We start from the raw sequence: 17,458 nt of genomic DNA on the forward strand, positions 1-17,458 counted from the left end.
CAATTTTATCGGGCTTACATCTGTGTAAATATAGATTTTATAAAGTATTTCTTAATTAATTTTATTAAAAATAGTGTGAGTTAATCAGATATTTAGCCTAAGCAAAAATTATAATTTTTATGAAAATCATTTGATTAATTCCCATTATGACCCAACTTAATCTACAAAAGGAAAGTCATCACGGAATTCTCAAAAATGCTACTTCATTATGATTATCAAGCTCACCCAACTTCAATTGAACCAACCATTGTGTTAATTCATGGATTATTTGGGAGCTTAACCAATTTAGGTATATTGGGTCGGCATTTTGCTCAAACACATTCAGTCATTCAGCTTGATGTGAGAAATCATGGGCAGTCAGGGCATAGTGAAAGCTTAAATTATGAGGCTATGGCAAGTGATGTATTGGAAACATTACAAAGTTTGAATATTGAAAAATTTATTGTGATTGGTCATTCCATGGGTGGAAAAATCGCAATGAAACTTGCTGATCTAGCTCGTGATGCTGTTCAGAAATTGATTGTGCTGGATATGGCACCAGTTCAATATTTGCAAAGGCATCATGACAATATTTTTAAAGCGTTAAAAGCGGTTGCTGAGCAAAAACCAAATTCACGTACTGAGGCAACCGTAATCATGCGTGAATTTATCCAAGAAGATATGGTGATTCAGTTTTTAATGAAATCCTTTAATAAGGGTGAATGGCGATTCAATGTGGATGCCTTATATGAACATTATGATGATATTTTAAATTGGGAAGAGATTTTACCAGTCGACACGCCAGCATTGTTTTTGCGTGGCGGGTTATCGCATTACGTATCTAAACCTGAATATTTTGAGGCAATTCAACGTCAGTTTAAGCAATCTAAAATTGAGGTGATTGAAGGTACGGGACATTGGTTGCATGCAGAGAAACCACAAGATGTTATTCGACATATAGAAGAATTCTTGAAGAACTAGTATCTCTGAATTTTTATGAAAGAGCTATTACAAGCTCTTTTTTTATATCTGTAAAAGATACGTTGGTATTGATGCTCTGTATGAAAAGTTGAGTTGTCTAAGCAACACTTATATAAAGCAAATTATATTTTTGTTATTCCCAAGTAGAAATGTCCTACCTAATAACCAAATAGAAATGTCCTATATGGACATTTCCAAGTCAAGCACAGGATTCAGATTTCGTTGTTCAATCGCTGTTTTCTGTGCTCGTCTACGTGGCATCTTTTGAGAACGATTGCGTTTGTTTTGTTGTTCCAATTGTTCATGCTGTTGTTGAATATGTGCCAGCACAGAACCCAAACGTTTATTCTCAACGATCTCTCGTTGATTGAGCTGACTTAATTTATCGAAGATGCTGTAATTGATTTTTCTTTCCTGATATTCAATGGCTACAGTACCATTTCTTCGGCTGTTTCAATGACAGTCCGATGCAGATCCTTGGGATTAAAGGCCATCTTTGCAAACTTGAGATTGAACCGTACCGGGTTTGTCGGAGAGTCAATATTCTGAGAGACTACCCCGATGACAAAATTAAAATATACCCCTGAAATCAGAGAAAGAGCGGTTCAATTATTGATTGAATCCGAGAAAGATTATCCATCGAATTGGGCTGCAATCACAGCAATTGCTCCTAAAATTGGCTGTACTCCTGAAACACTACGTGCCTGGCATCAAAAGCATTTAGATCAGCAAAATCCTATTAAAGTACAACAGATATCTGATCAAGAAAAAATGAAGCAAATGGAACGTGAAATTAAAGAATTAAAGCGTGCCAATGAAATTCTACGTAAAGCAGCCGCTTTTTTCGCCCAGGCGGAGCTCGACCGCCCACACAAATAATGGTGGATTTCATCCATAACAATAAAGACTTATATGGTGTTGATGCGATTTGTAGGATTTTACCGATCGCAGCTTCAACCTATTACCGAACTTTAGATCTCGCTGACAATCCAGAACATCGAGCGAAACGAGATCTACATGATGAGCATCATGCTGAACAAATTAAACGAATTTGGAAGGAAAGTTTAGGTCGATATGGTGTACGTAAAGTTTGGCAAAAATTGAAACGTGAAGGCTATGTGATTGCACGTTGTACAGTTGCTCGATTGATGCAGAAGCTAGATATACAAGGTGTTTGGCGTGGTAAGAACAAACAAACTACCCGCAACCGAGATGATCAAAAACGAGCAGATGATTTAGTGAAACGTAATTTTACTGCTGATCGACCTGACCAATTATGGGTCAGTGACTTTACGTATATTCAAACTCATTCAGGCTGGGTCTATACCGCCTTTATTATTGATGTGTTCTCACGAGCAATTGTTGGATGGAAAGTATCTACACGGATGAATACAGATATGGTGCTCGATGCACTTGAGCAAGCATTGCACGATCGAGGCATGCCAAAGAATGTGATTCATCATTCCGACAGGGGTGTGTAATATCTTTCGATTCGCTATACCAATCGTTTAGAAGCAGCAAATTTACGAGCATCAGTCGGTACAACTGGTGATTCATACGATAATGCTTTGGCTGAAACGGTGAATGGCTTATACAAAACAGAGGTGATTGAATATTTAAAAGCAGATTGGCAAGGTTTAGCGGATGTACAACTTGCGACATTAAATTGGGTAGATTGGTTCAACAAAAAGCGTGTACACAGTGCACTGGGTTATGTATCGCCTTTTGAGTTTGAAGCAATGTACTATGATAAGATTAATCCGTTAGGTCAGGTGGCCTAACTTAAATAAAAAAGTCTCCGACAAACCCGGTACGGTTCAGATTGAACTGCTCAATGAAGCAGGGTAGCCAGGCATTCGCTTGCTCAATCGAACAGATGCCTTCCAGGCGCATCTCCTTGATCAGACGGCCCTGAAGGGTTCTGTTGGCACGTTCCACACGGCCTTTGGCCTGTGGTGAATTGGCGAAGATGATATCGATATTTAGGGTGCTGAGTACACGTCCAAACTGGGTAATCTTGGTGTCTTTCTTACTGCTTTGATTCACCCTAAACACTGAATGTTTATCGCTGTAAAATGCTAAAGGTTTGCCATGCTGTTCGACATACAGGCGTGTCGAAATCATATAGTCAAAGGTTGATTCTGATTCACAGAAGCGTAAATGCTGCAATTTTCCTGTAGCATCATCGATAAACACCAGCAGACAGCATTTAGCAGCGCGTCCTTCAAACCAGTCATGGTGTGAGCCATCAATTTGAATCAGTTCACCAAAGCAATCCCGGTTGTAACGAGGCTGATACGGGCGTTTCAGGCGCTTGGATCGAGGAATCCATAAGTCAGCTGAAATCATCCAAGAACGCAGGGTTTCTACTGAAAGATCGAATCCATGTACGGTAGTGAGCTTTTTATGCGCTAAAGTGGGTCCGAAACCATGGAGTTGGTCAGAAACAATATTGAGGCACTTGAGTCTGAGTTCTTCAGGAAGTTTGGAATTGCTAATTTGGCCATGACCGGCATGGGCTAATGCAGAGGGACCTTGAGCTTTGTATTTCTGCAGTAAGCGTCTGATCTGACGTTCTGAGATATGAATTAGCTGAGCAGCCTGGGACTGGGTTAAGCGTTGATCACAGATTTCCTGCAAGACTGACAATCGTTTAAGTTCGGCGGATTCAAACGGCAAGTGCAACAGTATAAAAACCAGCCATAACTTCACTCGGTGTATACCAACCTAGTGTTTTTCTAGGACGATGGTTGAGTGCAAATTCTATCTGCTCTATTTGTTCGTTTGACACATCATCAAACGATGATGATTTTGGCAGATATTGACGGATTAAACCATTCGTATTTTCATTTCTAGCTCGCTGAATAGACTTGTAAGGATCAGCAAAATACGTCTCTATCCCAGCATCAGTAATTCTTTTGTGTTCGGAAAATTCTTTGCCATTATCAAATGTCACACTATAAGCATGGCTCATTTGTAAACGATCTAATGCACAAGTAATCGTTTGAGAGGATGCTCTCGTTGGCCCTAAATGAACAATATGTACATACAGGCTCTTTCGATCAACGAGTGTCAATAAAGCACCTTTATGATGTTTACCAATCACCGTGTCACCTTCGAAATCTCCTAAACGTTGTCGTTGATCAATGACCTGGTCTCTGCAGTGAATACTTGTTTTATCAATGATTTGCCCCCTACGATCCGTGTTTTTGTAACCGCGTTTTCGATATTTCTTCTGATGCCTTAAGTGTAGATGGAGTTTACCTCCTTGTGATTTATCTTGATAAATGTACTGGTAAATCCACTCATGTGAAGGTACATCCAGCCAACCGCGTTGTGTTAAAGCACCTGAAATTTGTTCTGGTGACCAGTCCAAACCAATCAAATAATCAATATAAGCGAAGGCAAATGCTGTCATTGATGATGAAGGACGGTACCGTCTTTGACTTGCAAATTTAGCTGCCTGTTGAGCTCTATATCCACGTTGCCCAGTATTTCTTTTTATTTCACGGTAGATGGTTGATCGTGAACGTCCTAACTCCCGAGCAAGGGTAGCAATTGAACTTTTACTTTTCAAAGTAGCATAAATTTCGTATCTTTCATCTTGAGAAAGTTGGGTGTATTTCTTCATTGTGTGCTTTCCAATTGCGAGTTGAAAAAGTCTAATGATTCTATGAATACACCTAACTTTTTCAACTAACTACAAATGTGTTGCACTTGGGATTTGAATCTGCGTTCTTTATCCGACATAGACACCAACATATCAAACCGTCCGCTTCGATAATTGCAAAAGCACATATTCTAAAAGCGGACATTTTTACTTTGGAGAAACCGGACATTTCTACTTTGGGCTTACAAATCTAATTTCGTATAATGTATATTATGTTAAATACAATATATGTCGTTGTAGCCTACTCAACACTAAACCTATTTTTACATCGAAAATTTAAGATCTTATTAAAGTTACTGCTAATTAAATTTCTTACCTCAAATCATTTTGTTTATACCACTTATTACAGTGATCTTGTTTGCTATTGAAGCTATACATATGTAGCTAAAAGCCAATCAAAATTAAGCGCTATTTTAAAACCTAAAATATGAGAACTCATCCCTTGGTTGGGTCTTATTTTATCGTTGTAAATTTTATCTGACGTCCTCTCATGTTATTTCATGATGTACTCGCGTTATTTTTTTTCGCTGAAATGTTTTTATGTTTTGAAATTACCGCACACAAGTATCTAAGCGTGTTATACCAATACTGTATTGTGTGAATTTTACACAATATGGAGATTTTTTTGAATTTGATGAAAGGAACCATTTTCTAAAACCAGTTACACGATAACCGGACTAAAACTATGTTAAGCCAAGATAATCCTTTATGTCGTATAAAAAACATACTGGAAAGTTATAACAGCAAACCAAGCGATTCTAAGCCCTCACCTTTTTTATTGTTGTTAGATATTGATGGAACAATCTCAGAATTTACCTTACATCCTGATGATAGTTTTATCGCACCTAAAATTTTATCGACATTGTCTAAACTACAAGATCAACTCAGCCTTTATTTCGTTACCGGGCGTTCCATACAACAAGCGCAAAATATGATTGCACCATTTGATTGGAACATCATTGGATCACACGGTTTAGAAATTTATCAAAATGCTGAGTTAAGTTTGCTAAGTCCGTTCAATACGGCGCAACTCGCTCAATTAAATCAATTTATAAATGAAAGTTTTGATAAAAACGGCTCTGTATTTATTGAACATAAAACTTATTCCACAGCGATTCATTTCCGTGAACAGCCTGAATTACATAAGCAAATAAAAAGTTTTGCTTCCCAATGTGCTGAAAGATTTAATCAATTTGAAGTTAAAGCTGGGAAATATGTCTTTGAGCTTGTCCCTAAAGGTATTTTAAAAGGAAAAGCAATTGATTTATTAATTCAAGATAATGATTTTAAAGAAAAAATTCCAATTTTTATTGGTGATGATATTACCGATGAATCAGGTTTTGACGTTGTCAATTGTTATGAAGGTATCTCCATAAAAGTCGGAATTGGTAATACACATGCTTCTTATCGACTGAATGATGTTACAGCCGTACAAAACTTTTTAATTGATTTATGCACAGGTTTACAACAACAAGAATTAAGCATTGGAGAAACAGGAGAAAAATATGTCAAAACTCATTGTACTATCTAATCGCGTAACACTACCTCAACCTCAAAAACAGCAAGCTGGTGGTTTAGCTGTCGCGTTAGAAGATGCCCTGAATGGTATTGGTGGCATATGGGTGGGTTGGCATGGTGAAAAATCAGATTTACCACAGGATCAATTTGATCAGCTGATTGATGGTGCTGTTGAATACCATACCTGTGCATTAAGTCATGATCAGTACGTTGGATTTTACTGTGGTTTTGCAAACGATGTGTTATGGCCGTTTATGCATCAGCAACAACAATATATTCAATTTAATGAGTCCGATTATCAGACTTACCAGAATGTGAACCGAAAATTTGCCCAACATTTACATCGTATCTCAGATGACGACGATATTATTTGGGTACACGATTATCATTTTTTAAGTGTTGCGCATTACTGCCGTAAATTAGGAATGAAAAACCGCATTGGGTTCTTCTTGCATATTCCTTTTCCTTCTGAACACTTATGGCAACAAGTTCCACATGCGAAAACCTTAGCCCGTGATTTGGCTGATTATGATTTATTAGGTTTGCAGACGGAATATGATCAGGAACATTGTTTCCAATTCCTACGCAAAACACTTAATCTTAAATCTGTACAGCAAAATGTACTGATTCATGAAACCCGACAAGTATCCGTACAATGTTATCCAATTGGTGTGCATCCAAGCGCCATTCAAAAACGAGCAGCTGCGGAATTTAGTGTACCTTTAGATTTTAACCTAAACCCAAACAAACCCATCAAGAATATAATCTCGGTCGATCGTATTGACTACAGTAAAGGTCTGCTCGAAAAAATCAGTGCTTTACACCAATTTTATGCAAAACAGCCTGAAATGCTGGAGCAAGTGTGTCAACTACAAATTGCCTGTCCTTGCCGTTTAGATGTAGACACCTATCAAGACCTTTATCAGCGATTTAAAAAAGATGTTGAGAGCTTAAACCAAGCCTATCCAACGCAACATGGTCCTGTGTTTGATTGTCGTTATGATTCTTTAGATCATGTAAATTTAATGCGCTTATATCGCCATTCAGATATCTGTTGGGTCAATTCTGTAAAAGATGGAATGAATCTTGTCGCAAAAGAATATATTGCTGCACAAGATCCTGAAAATCCGGGTGTCTTAATTCTATCGAAATATGCAGGTGCCTCTGAACATATGGCAGAAGCAATTATTGTCGATCCTTACAATACTGAAAGTATGATTCAAGGATTAAATCGTGCAATCACAATGTCTAAGGATGAACGCATATCGAGATATCAGCTGCTTTACCAAGGTTTAAAGGATTTCGATATTATAGATTGGCGTAATCAATTCTTAGAGGATCTAAGAAATACGGGACAAACTTTTTATTATATTAAACGTCCTAATCAGGTTAGTCAGTATCAACCTTACTTCTAATCAACCAAATAAAAACACCAGCATTAAGCTGGTGTTTGATGATGTGTTTCTATATCAATGACCGTTGCATGATCGTTTGTCATTTGATTCATCAGTGCAATCGCCAACAAAGCAAAAGCAATGATGGTAAATACAGCTGCCAATCCAAATATGTCACTGGCAAAACCAACGAATGCAGGTCCCATCAGTGATCCACTATAAGCAAATAATGACACATAGGATAAAGCCGTATGCGATGGCATTTGTGTTTGACGACCCGCTTTAGAAAACATTAATGGAACAATATTGGAACTTCCCAAACCTAATACAGCATAACCCATTAGAACGATTTGCCATATTGGTGCAAATACCACAATCATTAAACCTAAACTTGCCAATACGGCGCTCATTAAAATCGTATTTCGTTCACCTAAATGATGGATAATAAACTGCCCTGCAAATCGTCCTGTCATCATCAATGCAGCAAAAAAGCTATAGGCTAATCCCGCTTGAGATGCATCAACTTTAAAATGAGTATTTAAATAAATACCACTCCAGTCCATCGCTGCACCTTCAGACAAAAAAGAGACAAAACAAATCAGTCCGATAAAAAGAATCGTGACACTAGGTAAAGCTTTTTTCTCAATAACCTGATCAGAGGTATTTTCTTTTACTACCTTTTGATGACCTAAACAGAATGGAAGAGCAGCGAAAACAATCAACAATAAAATAAAGCTGATCGTTAGTGCACTGAAATGAATACTAAACCCAATACTCATCAAAAATGTCACTAATGACACACCGATTAAACCACCTAAACTACAGATGCCATGAAAGAGCGGCATAAGATTTTGTTGGGTGATTTTTTCAATTTGGGTTGCTTGTAAATTTACGGTCACCCCTAACCCACCAGCACTAAAACCAAACCCGAATAACGCAATCGCGAGCATCCAAACACTAGAGCTCATCGCAAGTGCAGGTAGAATTCCCATAAAACAGAAAAGAAGAACTGCCAGTATTGGGCGACAACCAAATTGATTCGCAAGTTTGGCTGCAATCGGCATAGCTATCATAGAGCCAATACCTGCACCTAATAACAAAATACCAAACTGAGAATGGCTCAGCTGTAAGTGATGGGTCACATTGGCAATCATCGGAGCCCAAGCGGCTGTACTAAAACCTAAACTGAAAAAGCATAGTGCAGTTGCGATTTTTTGCCATACAGATAAAGGAAACTGACGAACTTTGAGGAATAAAGTTTGGGTTGACATAGTGCTGGAGTGCATCCAAAAAAATTGCAGGCATCCATTACCCGTAATCCATAGAAAAACCCCATGTAAATGCAGTCACGTTAATGCATCACATAGGGTTTAATTTGTGCAAATTATAATCAATTTGCTTTTAAATGGAACACTTTTCAATTAAATATTTTGTAACAGTTGCAGCCTCTTCTTTTATTTGGAATTTTATATTTAACTCAACAGTCTTTTGCTTTCTAAATTTTCTAAAAAATGAGCAAAGCCATGGGTCACTCTAGATTGCAAGCGGCTACTGGTTTTCACACGCAATTGATTGGTCCAGAGGATATTGAAATGATGAGCTTCTGCACGCTGGATAAATTCCACATCTTCATGACACGTTAATGCTTGGAAGCCACCTAAAGCCTGATAGACCTTGGACTTGAAGCACAGATTTGCCCCATGGATATGTCGATGATTCATACAATCCTGATAATGAGATAGATATTCATGTTGTGTTGTCTGGCTCAAATGTGCCCAAGAACTTACTTCAACGACACCACACATAATATCTATAGCATGTGTTTGATATTCGCGCATAGTCTCAAACCAATTCTCACTGACTGTAGAATCGGCATCTGTACAGCAAATCCAATCAAAACCTTGTGATATGATGCTGTATGCCTAAATCACGTGTTTTGCCTACACACTGAAAATCACAAACTAAAAAATTGATATCTAAGCGTTCTAAGATGGTCTGTGTTTTATCCGTACAATGATCCAATACGACCAATATTTCGATTTTAAAAGAAATTGAATCTTGACTTAAACTCAAAGATTGATGGTATTGAGTCGCTTTAGTTAATGCTTCAATACATGCTTCAATATATTGTTCTTCGTTACAAGCAGGGATAACAACACCAAGATGCTTCATAGCAAACCTTCCTGCTCTGCCACACTTTTGTTAGAAAATGTCCAAAGATCCATTTTAAAGTCCATATCTTCAACATGTGCATAATGCCTATATGGGAGTGCGTTTATGAGATGTTCATGGACATCCACCCCTGTAAATTCAAAATGGCCAATCGGATGTATCCAGTGACATGCGACAATACAGCCATTTGGTTGGAGTGAAACTTTGAGCCAGTCTATGACTTGAGCCACTGACTTACTATTTAAGTAATACAGTACTTCACTCAATACAATTAAGTCATATTTTTGCGCGGGCAATTCTTGAGGAATCTCTGCTTGCAGTATTTGAACATGATTTAATGACTTTAATCGATGGCGTGCATGTTCGATCGCTTTAGGGTGTGCATCTAGTACATCTAATTTTTCACATCGATGAGCCAACTGCTCGCTGAACACGCCCGTACTACAGCCAATTTCTAAAGCATACCTATAATATTGTTGCGGTAAGAGTGCCAAAGCCATGGCACGTTTGCGTGCTTCATACCAGCGATGTTCGTATTGCCAAGGGTCGCCATCATTCTCCTGATAAAGTTCATCAAAATACTCAGCATCATAGGCTGTGTTCATATTATTCACAAATATAGATCTCCCATGGCTGTAATAATCGTTTTAAAGTAGCTTCAGAAACAATCGGCTGTTGTCCTGTTGAAGAGTCAGGCTCTAATTGGCTTTTAAAACATAAACTGGCTTGTCGTTTTAGGTTTAATTGTTCTTGAGTGAGCTGAAGTTGAAAAGCGTGTTCCCATGGGATACGAGGATCTTTAGGTTCAGCCCAATGCCACGCCCAAATGAGTACGCGATAAATGGCTAAACCTTTTTCATGTGCGAGTTCAAGCGCTACTTGTCCAGTTCCCTCATGATCAGGATGTCCATCATGCTCAAAGGTGGTAATCAAAATATCGTCCGCTTTTAGGTGACTAGCCAATAAATGTTTTAAATGATCTTTGTGTTCAAAAACCTGACCATCCTGAATATTTAACGCTATCCGTTTAATCTCTTGTTTAAGATTCAGTATTGAAATTGCTTGCTTAGTTTCTTGTGGGCGAATGACATTTAAACGTTCTGACGTATAGGTTTTGGAATTGGGATGACTGGCTGTTCCGTTGGTCACTGCAAATAAAACAATTTCATGCCCTAGTGCATCCAATTGTTGAATTAATCCAGCGCATCCCAGAATTTCATCATCAGGATGCGGTGCAAGAGCACAAATACGACTCTTTCTCGGAAATAACTGCATAAGATTAAGCTGAGGAAGATGACTGAGTGTGATGTCATTTTTCCATGCAGATATAGGTGTACCTTCCCCCTGAATAACACGATCACCGACAATAGGATGTTCTAATCTAGACATAAATCATCCTCCAATGCTGCTAAATCTCCTATTTTTTCTAAATCAAATGCAGCATGACTTTGTCTAATAAATACTGGTAAATCAGCTGCTAATCTTGAAAAGTGTGCATTATTACAATACGGCGCTGCGCCGAGTGCTTTCCCCACATTTTCTAAAATTTTTAAAGCTGTTTGTTCAACTTGTGCTCGTAAAGCGCGGATAATTAATTCATGTGAATGGCACGGCTGAGTATCGATTAAATTTGCCACCTCTTTAAATAAAGTTTTCGTTGCCAAAATCGATGTATAAATTTCACCGTGATACATCGACTTATACGCATGAGGTTTATTTTGAACTGAATTTTTTAAAAATTGTGCGATTGCAAGACTTACACCAAACCAACATGCAGCAACACCTGCCGCACCATGCCAAAATCCGGCACGATCTAGATACGCATTGGCTTTACCTAATTTTTCAATAGGCACATTGATAAACTCGACTTGTGCTGTTTGAGTGGCTTGCATGCCGACGGCTTGCCAGTGTTCCTCTGTTGTCTTTATGCCATCCTGTTTTAAGTCAACAACAATCAATTGAGAGCATTTTTGCTCATCGCGGTAAGTCATTAAGGCCTGATCAACATAAGCTGCTGCTGAACACCAATTTTTGCAGCCATTTAATAATGTAGGTGCACTAATCTTAAGCGGATTTACCCCACCTTCTGCCGCCCATACTGCCCACAGCTTATTTGGGTCAAAGTGATAATTTGGTGAAACTTCTTGAATAATGGCAACAGCATCTAAATGTGATTCAAAAATTTTGGCTAAACTCAAATTGATTTGAGCAATTTGACTCAATATTTGCCAGCGAAGAAAAGTCTGACCATGCCCAGGCAATGGAATTTCATAGGTATATGGGACAAGAATTTTTAAAGCAGACTGAATTTGTTGTTCTAAATGATCTTCTTCATGGACCCAGTTTTGTTGAAGATTATCCAAAACTGTACTGAGCATGAGTATCTCCCTCATTTTTGTATTTGATCTTATAAGTTTCTTAGTTCAATTTATTTGAAATGCTCAATAGAACTTGTAATTTTTATAATGACTTATGTTAAATACAATGTTGAAAAAAAGATGTAGCCTGATCTCTCATCATCCTTACTACTGAATGGTTTAAATGTATCTGTTTTTGGTTCTAAGTTTGTATTTACAAATAATTTAATCGAATGATCACGCTATGATGAGCTAAATTAAAAATAAGACTGATAAATATGGATTTGATTAAAATTTTCTTCAATGACACCAGTCTAGCGTTCGTCTTTGAGATTATGTTGCGCTGCTTTGTCATGTATGTCTTGATTATTTTAGTGCTGCGCTTTTCGGGTAAACGTGGTGTAAGACAACTGTCTATTTTTGAAGTTGCGATTATTTTAAGTTTAGGGTCTGCAGCCGGTGATCCGATGTTCACTGAAGAACTCCCTATTCTGCATGCTGTTATTGTGTTTAGCATGATCTTATTGTTGTACCGCATTACGACCTATTTGATGATGAAATATCAGCCACTCGAGGATATTCTCGAAGGTAAGCCGATGTATGTGGTCAAAGATGGTTTACTTATTGTTGAAGATATTCAGCATGAAAAATATTCGTATGATGAGTTTTTTGCAGAGCTAAGACAAAATTCGATTGAACATTTAGGTCAAGTTAAAGTTGCACTACTTGAAACAGATGGATCCCTAAGTGTGGTTGCCTACCAACAAGAAAAAATAAAATGGGGTTTACCCATTTTCCCTGACCATTATAAAAAAGCTCAAAATTATGAGTCAGATCATTACTACTCGTGTATGACCTGTGGTTATACTGAAAAAATCCAACAGCTAAAAGATTGTTGTCCGCGGTGTAATTGTTGTTCTTGGACACAATCTCAGCTAGAGATTCGCTAAAACAACATAAATATTAAATTTCATCATTCGTCATAAAGATTTAATTTTTTGAGCTGTCGCATACGACGAACCAAACCCAATGCCTTACGTCTTGCCATAATCTCATCTTTTCCAAAAGGTAAATGCTCAGCTAAGACATCAAGTTCTAAATGATTATGTTCAATCAAATAAATGTCATGCGCTTGAGTCCAGTTTTCAAACGTATATAAACTTGGCTTTTTAGAATGATAGCTTCGCATACGTAAGTTAAGAAGAAATTTGCTTAAAACAATGTTAACAACAAGGTTTGTAAGTATGGGTATGAAAATTTATAAGTTTAATAATGAATAAAACTATAATTCTGCTGTTTCTATAGATTTGAGCACAGTAGAGGCCATCTTTTCATCAAAGAAATTGACTTGATTCCGACCATGAGATTTGGATACATACAGTGCTTCATCTGCAGCAGTGAGTAAACTCTGTAATCCAGCCTGATTTAAGTTTTCACAATATTTTATCCCGATACTCACTGTGATTTTTATCTTTAAACCTTTGTCTGTATAGATTTCTAAATCTTCAACTGAATTGCGAATTCTTTCAGCAATTTTAGCTACCTCCTCACGATTCGTTTGCGTTAGTAATATTGAAAACTCTTCACCACCAATACGGCAAAATAAGTCATCCATACGTAAATTTGATTGAACTGTTTGGGCGAACTTTTGCAAAGCCAGATCGCCATAAGTATGCCCATATTGATCATTTAATTTTTTAAAATGATCAATATCTAGCATCATGATGCTCAGTGGATAATTTTTAGTTCGCAGCAACAGTTGTTCTGCTAATTCAATAAATCGACGACGATTCAGCGTTTCAGTTAAACTGTCATGACCTGCAAGATGCTCAATTTCATTAAAAATACGGCGGCGATGTAGATTCATCACGGCAATATATAAAGTTGTAATACCCAAGATAATCAGTCTAACGCGAATTGAAATCATCGGATAGACAAAATTAGTATCTACGCTTTGTAGGTAAATACCGGACAAACTATGATAAAGCGTTAAACAGACGAAGGTGGTAATTAAAGAAATATTAAATAAACTATAAACCGCTGCTGCCCACATCATGGTCGCTAAAGGATAAAATAACGCACCAGGACCAAAATAATAATGTGTTAGAACACATGAAATAATCACAGCAATACATGGCAGAAAGATATAGAAATCTTGAATTTTCCAAACCTGTTTCCATGATTGAAGAACTTTTGAATATATTTTCTTAAAGCCAGGAAAGCTGATCAGTATGGGCACTAACATGACAAAATTCAGTAGCTCGCCACTCCACCAATTTAAGAAATTCAATAGTTTTTGTTCATGCCCCATAAACGTATGAGGTACATAAGGAAGTATCGATACTGCTGCTAAAGCACAAAAGCTACTCGCAATAATCGTTGAAAACATTAATGGAAACGATGCACGGGCTATATTTTGATTTGGGATATGAATCTGTCGTTGGTAAAAATAGCGATAAAAATAATATGCGCCATAAACTGCAATAAAATTAATCAAAGTTAATGACAATGTAAGTACAAAGGTATTACCACTAAAAATATCAGCAACAATATAGCCTAGCGTGGCACCTATAAATGTCGCAAAATTTCTAAATCTAGGATAACGAATTAATATACCCAATAAGATCCCATTTGCTGGCCAAAAGAATGCTGAATAAGATAAAGGTCTGGTCAGTATTCCAATACATGCAGCAGCAAAGATCACTATAAAAATAATGATCAGACTAGAAAAAAGGTATGTGTATTTTTGTGGTGATAATACTTGGGTCACTCAAGAAGTGCTCGATTTATATAGGGTTGATAAAATATGACGATATAATTTTAATCGTTATTGTATAATAAATAATCAAATATAAATGAGTACTACTCAGCTAAATTGTATTAACACCGTTAAGCCAAGCTATATAATTTTGAATTAAATTATTTTGTAGTGTCTTTCTCTATCTTCTGTACTTGAAGATTTTCACTACCCTTTTTATTAACTGCTTTCTGATCTTGCATAGTTTTAGCTTGGAGCATATGTTTTTCTAAAAAGTGCAAACCACCATCTCCAGCCATACTAATTGAAGATGCGACACACAGACATAAAGCAGCCAAAAGTTGGATTATTTTCATTGTAAGTCCCCTTTATTTTTAAGAAATTTATTATTTTTATAAGCAAAGATTATTCCAAAATTTTTTTATTTATGATCATGTAGATGGCAATGATCTTCCTCAATTTGTAAAGTGACATCTGTAATATGATGTTCATGAGCAAGTATTTCTACAGCCGCCTCATATAATTTTTTTTGTTCAACACTTGGCGCAATTAGATGTGCAGTTAGATGGATATTTTGCGAACTAATCGCCCATACCTTAAGCTGATGAATGCTGACTACGCCATCCAAAGATAATAAATCTTTTCTTAATTGTTCGATATCAATTTCGTCGGGAACGCCTTCAAGTAAGATATTGATGCTTTGTTTTAATAATATCCATGTACGTGGTAACACCCAAAAACCAATTAATACCGCAACGATAGTATCTACCCACATCCAGCCGGTAAAATAAATAATTGCTCCACCAAGAATGACACCTATTGAGCCTAAGGCATCACTGAGTACTTCTAAATATGCACCCTTGATATTTAAACTGTCTTTTGCACTCGATGCCAAAATGGACATTGAAATTAAGTTGATGATTAAGCCAATACCAGCAACGACCATCATTCCTACACTTTGAATCTCTGGTGGTTGATTTAAACGGATATATGCTTCGTAAAGAATATAAATGGCCACAACAAATAGCATCAATGCATTAAATAGTGCCGCTAAAATTTCAAATCGTTGGTAGCCAAAGGTTCTTTTGTTGTCAGCAGGCTTTTTTCCAATTTTTATGGCAGCTAATGCAATGGCTAAAGCAGCAGCATCGGTAAACATATGTGCTGCATCAGATAATAATGCGAGACTCTGTGTCATAAATCCGGCAATCACTTCGACAATCAAAAAAGTGACCGTCAACCCAAGTGCAATGAGCAATTTTTTGCTATTCGATTCGGTTACAACCGCATGGTTATGATCATGAGAATGATTCGCTGACATCTAAAACCTAATTTTAAATTTTATGTTTCATTTTTAACTTATTTAAATAAGAAAATTCAGTGGTTGATACGTAAAAAAATCCTCAATAGAAACCTATTGAGGAGTACCTAAACCTAAATACGAATTGATTAAGTCTTTTAGAAAAACTTAGCTTTAAAGACTTGTAGCTTAGATTGAACACTCGGAATACGTTGCTTGAGTTCTGCTTTCCAGTCATTTGGAAGTGAACATTTTGCTAAACGTACCCAAACGGTTGAAAACTGCTTCATAAAGCTCGCTTCGTTATAATGAATGCCATACTCTGCACAAAGTGCTTTAATTTTTGGTGCGACCTCAGCGTAACGATTTGCAGGCATATCTGGGAATAAGTGGTGCTCAATCTGATGACTTAAATTCCCACTTAGAATATGCAACCAAGTTGTACCACTGAAATTACTTGAACCACGGATTTGACGTACATACCACTCGGCACGTGTTTCATTATCTATATTGTCAATTTCGAAGTTTTCAGCATCTTCGGTAAAGTGACCATTAAAGATGACAGCAGACGCCCATAGACTACGAATCACGTTAGCTACCGCATTTCCAGCAAAAACCGGAATTGCGTTAGGCCCAGCAATAAGAGGGAAAAACACATAGTCTTTTACTACTTGACGGCGCATTTTTTTTCTTAAAGGCGCAGCTTCATCCCACACTTGTTTCCAAGTTTTTGTCTTATACACTAAGACATCTTCTAGATGTAAACGTTGTACACCGACATACCATTCAAAGAACACCATAAGTTGGATGCTAAGTGGAATATTAAATAAGAAACGAGGTTCCCATTTTTGTGCATCGCTGACACGAATCAGGCCATAACCGACGTCATGATCCATACCGACAATATTGGTATAAGTATGATGGATATAGTTATGGGTATATTTCCAGTCATCTCCAGTTGAAATAGTGTCCCAGTCATAAGTAGAGCCATTCAAACTTGGATCATTCATCCAGTCAAATTGACCATGCATGACGTTATGACCAAGTTCCATATTTTCAACGATTTTAGAAATCCCTAGAAGACCAGTTCCTAATAACCATACAGGCGGAATCCATCCACCAAACATCAACATAGCTCGTGAACTAATTTCGCTATAACGCACAAAATTTCGAATCTTATAGATATATTGAGCGTCTTTTTCGCCCAAATCATCCATCACTTCACGACGAATCGCATCAATCTTCTCACCTAACTCTTGTACTTGCTCAGGTGTCAAAAATTTTGATTTGCTCGTGGTATTTAATTGGATATTCATGTTCATCGTATTT

At 37.2% G+C, this 17,458-nt stretch carries 16 protein-coding genes, 3 pseudogenes and 1 other annotated feature; of the genes and pseudogenes, 5 read left to right on the forward strand and 14 right to left on the reverse strand.

Annotation, left to right across the window (positions count from 1 at the left end; translation table 11 throughout):
- The first annotated feature begins 195 nt into the window (after positions 1–195).
- A complete protein-coding gene (locus tag A3K93_RS05880; protein WP_067729798.1) occupies positions 196–960 on the forward strand; it encodes an alpha/beta fold hydrolase in 765 nt (254 codons plus the stop codon).
- Between the two features lie 180 nt (positions 961–1,140).
- Here A3K93_RS05880 and A3K93_RS14655 read toward each other — a convergent pair.
- Positions 1,141–1,478, reverse strand: a pseudogene (locus A3K93_RS14655) (ISNCY family transposase); the annotation flags it as partial.
- Between the two features lie 43 nt (positions 1,479–1,521).
- Between A3K93_RS14655 and A3K93_RS14665 the strand changes: the two are divergent.
- Positions 1,522–2,741 (forward strand): annotated as a pseudogene (locus A3K93_RS14665) (IS3 family transposase).
- Positions 1,797–1,913, forward strand: a sequence feature (AL1L pseudoknot). It overlaps the preceding pseudogene by 117 nt.
- Before the next feature lie 40 nt (positions 2,742–2,781).
- Here the strand turns inward: A3K93_RS14665 and A3K93_RS05900 are convergent.
- Both A3K93_RS05900 and A3K93_RS05905 read right to left on the reverse strand, forming a co-directional pair.
- Positions 2,782–3,645 (reverse strand): annotated as a pseudogene (locus A3K93_RS05900) (ISNCY family transposase); the annotation flags it as partial.
- On the reverse strand, positions 3,629–4,591 hold the full coding sequence (locus A3K93_RS05905) for an IS30 family transposase (RefSeq protein WP_067729673.1): 963 nt from the start codon (positions 4,589–4,591) through the stop codon (positions 3,629–3,631). The pseudogene A3K93_RS05900 and the gene A3K93_RS05905, both read right to left, overlap by 17 nt.
- Before the next feature lie 724 nt (positions 4,592–5,315).
- On the opposite strand from A3K93_RS05905, the gene otsB reads away from it, so the two are divergent.
- Both otsB and A3K93_RS05915 read left to right on the forward strand, forming a co-directional pair.
- Positions 5,316–6,161, forward strand: coding sequence for a trehalose-phosphatase (gene otsB / locus A3K93_RS05910; RefSeq protein ID WP_067729802.1), 846 nt, complete (start codon positions 5,316–5,318; stop codon positions 6,159–6,161).
- Positions 6,136–7,563, forward strand: a complete 1,428-nt coding sequence (locus tag A3K93_RS05915) for an alpha,alpha-trehalose-phosphate synthase (UDP-forming) (RefSeq protein WP_067729805.1) — start codon at positions 6,136–6,138, stop codon at positions 7,561–7,563. The genes otsB and A3K93_RS05915 overlap by 26 nt, the downstream gene beginning before the upstream one ends.
- A 23-nt stretch (positions 7,564–7,586) precedes the next feature.
- On the opposite strand, the gene A3K93_RS05920 is transcribed toward A3K93_RS05915, so the two are convergent.
- The 6 genes from A3K93_RS05920 to A3K93_RS05940 all read right to left on the reverse strand — a co-directional run bounded on the left by A3K93_RS05920 (position 7,587) and on the right by A3K93_RS05940 (position 12,092).
- Entirely contained in the window at positions 7,587–8,813 is a 1,227-nt protein-coding gene (locus tag A3K93_RS05920) for an MFS transporter (protein ID WP_067729807.1), read from the reverse strand.
- Positions 8,814–9,014: 201 nt separating this feature from the next.
- Positions 9,015–9,380, reverse strand: coding sequence for a glycosyltransferase family 2 protein (locus A3K93_RS15035; RefSeq protein WP_236761082.1), 366 nt, complete (start codon positions 9,378–9,380; stop codon positions 9,015–9,017).
- Between the two features lie 55 nt (positions 9,381–9,435).
- Positions 9,436–9,714 (reverse strand): glycosyltransferase, encoded by a 279-nt coding sequence (locus A3K93_RS15040; RefSeq protein WP_227509885.1) that lies wholly within the window; start codon positions 9,712–9,714, stop codon positions 9,436–9,438.
- Complete coding sequence (locus tag A3K93_RS05930; RefSeq protein WP_067729809.1) at positions 9,711–10,319, reverse strand: SAM-dependent methyltransferase; 609 nt, start codon at positions 10,317–10,319, stop codon at positions 9,711–9,713. The genes A3K93_RS15040 and A3K93_RS05930 overlap by 4 nt, the downstream gene beginning before the upstream one ends.
- A gap of 1 nt (position 10,320) precedes the next feature.
- Positions 10,321–11,103: a PIG-L deacetylase family protein gene (locus A3K93_RS05935; RefSeq protein ID WP_067729811.1), complete on the reverse strand. Its 783-nt coding sequence runs from the start codon at positions 11,101–11,103 to the stop codon at positions 10,321–10,323.
- Positions 11,091–12,092 carry an acyl-CoA dehydrogenase family protein gene (locus A3K93_RS05940; RefSeq protein WP_067729813.1) on the reverse strand — a complete coding sequence of 334 codons (1,002 nt, stop codon included), beginning with the start codon at positions 12,090–12,092 and terminating at the stop codon, positions 11,091–11,093. The genes A3K93_RS05935 and A3K93_RS05940 overlap by 13 nt, the downstream gene beginning before the upstream one ends.
- Before the next feature lie 257 nt (positions 12,093–12,349).
- Here A3K93_RS05940 and A3K93_RS05945 point away from each other — a divergent pair, with 257 nt between their 5' ends.
- Positions 12,350–13,021 carry a DUF421 domain-containing protein gene (locus tag A3K93_RS05945; protein ID WP_067729815.1) on the forward strand — a complete coding sequence of 224 codons (672 nt, stop codon included), beginning with the start codon at positions 12,350–12,352 and terminating at the stop codon, positions 13,019–13,021.
- A 23-nt stretch (positions 13,022–13,044) separates the two neighbouring features.
- On the opposite strand, the gene A3K93_RS05950 is transcribed toward A3K93_RS05945, so the two are convergent.
- The 5 genes from A3K93_RS05950 to A3K93_RS05970 form a co-directional block, all read right to left on the reverse strand.
- Positions 13,045–13,260 (reverse strand): hypothetical protein, encoded by a 216-nt coding sequence (locus A3K93_RS05950; RefSeq protein WP_067729817.1) that lies wholly within the window; start codon positions 13,258–13,260, stop codon positions 13,045–13,047.
- Positions 13,261–13,353: 93 nt separating this feature from the next.
- On the reverse strand, positions 13,354–14,841 hold the full coding sequence (locus tag A3K93_RS05955; protein WP_067729819.1) for a sensor domain-containing diguanylate cyclase: 1,488 nt from the start codon (positions 14,839–14,841) through the stop codon (positions 13,354–13,356).
- 149 nt (positions 14,842–14,990) lie between these two features.
- On the reverse strand, positions 14,991–15,185 hold the full coding sequence (locus tag A3K93_RS05960) for a hypothetical protein (RefSeq protein ID WP_067729821.1): 195 nt from the start codon (positions 15,183–15,185) through the stop codon (positions 14,991–14,993).
- Positions 15,186–15,250: 65 nt separating this feature from the next.
- Positions 15,251–16,150: a cation diffusion facilitator family transporter gene (locus A3K93_RS05965; protein ID WP_067729823.1), complete on the reverse strand. Its 900-nt coding sequence runs from the start codon at positions 16,148–16,150 to the stop codon at positions 15,251–15,253.
- Between the two features lie 137 nt (positions 16,151–16,287).
- On the reverse strand, positions 16,288–17,451 hold the full coding sequence (locus A3K93_RS05970) for a fatty acid desaturase family protein (RefSeq protein WP_067729825.1): 1,164 nt from the start codon (positions 17,449–17,451) through the stop codon (positions 16,288–16,290).
- Positions 17,452–17,458 lie beyond the last annotated feature (7 nt).

This window comes from Acinetobacter sp. NCu2D-2 (assembly GCF_001647675.1).
In the GTDB taxonomy this organism is placed as follows: domain Bacteria; phylum Pseudomonadota; class Gammaproteobacteria; order Pseudomonadales; family Moraxellaceae; genus Acinetobacter.